Origin of the sequence: Spongiactinospora sp. TRM90649, assembly GCF_029382225.1 — a bacterium.
Lineage (GTDB): Bacteria > Actinomycetota > Actinomycetes > Streptosporangiales > Streptosporangiaceae > Spongiactinospora.
The window spans coordinates 1-1199 of the sequence record NZ_JARLTC010000097.1; the positions used below are offsets into that span (position 1 = coordinate 1).

The 1199-nt window shown below is 66.6% G+C and carries 1 protein-coding gene; it reads left to right on the forward strand.

Annotated features, from left to right (window positions below; translation table 11 throughout):
• The first annotated feature begins 90 nt into the window (after nucleotides 1–90).
• A complete protein-coding gene (locus P3X83_RS43145) occupies nucleotides 91–1188 on the forward strand; it encodes an IS630 family transposase (RefSeq protein ID WP_277311253.1) in 1098 nt (365 codons plus the stop codon).
• The last annotated feature ends 11 nt before the right edge of the window (nucleotides 1189–1199 follow it).

Consider the following 1199-nt stretch of genomic DNA (forward strand, 5'->3'; position numbering starts at 1 on the left):
CTAGTGCCGCGTCACCGAACCTTGCTAGGTCATTGATCGTTGGTGGGTGAGCACGCCAGCCTTGTCCCGGAGTAGTTCTGGGAGGTGGTCGTGGCACGTAAGCCCGAGGTGTTCGTCCGGCCGTTGTCGATGGAGGAGGGTCGGCGCCTGCAGAAGATCACCCGGACCGCGAAGGACCCCGTGAAGCTGCGGCGGGCGATCGTGGTGCTGATGTCGGCCCAAGGCCGGCCGGCTTCGGCGATCCGGACGCTGATGCAGGTCAGCGACGATTACGTGCGGCAGGTCGTGCACGCGTTCAACGAACGGGGGTTCGACGCGCTGGACCCAAAATGGAGCGGGGGCCGACCGAGGAGGATCAGTGAATGGGTGCGCGAGCGCATCTGCCTGATCGCCCGGACGACCCCCGCCGAATGGGGCATCACCGCCTTCTCCACCTGGAGCCTGTCCAAACTCGCCGCCCACCTGCAGCAGATCAGGCTGGTGACCTCGATCAGCCCCCAGCACCTGTCGCGGATCCTGAAGGCGGGCGGCGTCTCCTGGCAGGCCACCACGACGTGGAAGAGCAGCGACGACCCGGACTTCATCGCCAAGATGTGCCGGGTCCTGGCCCTGTATGACACCCGGCCGCGCGGCGGGCGGGTGATCTGCGCGGACGAGTTCGGCCCGCTCAACCTCCAGCCTCGCCAAGGCCGCGCCTGGCGACCGCGCTCGCACCCGCGGCGGCTGCGAGCGACCTACCACCGCGACGACGGCGTCCGGCACCTGCTCGGCGCGTTGGACCTGGCCACAGGCAAGCTCTACTACCGGATCCGCCGCCGCAAACGGTGGACCGAATTCCTGGCCTTCCTCAAGTCGCTGCGTTGCCGGTGGCCAGGTGAGCGCCTGTATGTGATCTGCGACAACTACTCGCCGCACAAACACGCCGAGGTCCGGGCCTGGGCAAGGGCCAGCGACGTCGAGCTGGTCTACTTGCCGACCTACGGGTCGTGGTTGAACTGGATCGAGTCCGAGTTCGCCGCCTTGCGGTACTTCGCGCTCAACGGCACCGACCACCGCAGTCATGAGGAGCAGAACGCCGCTATCGCCGCCTACATCCGCTGGCACAACAAGCACGCCTCCGCGAAGGTCAGCTTCGCCGCAAGCTCCCCGATTCGATCATGGACCAGTTACCCCACCAAGGTTGCGTGATGCACCACTAG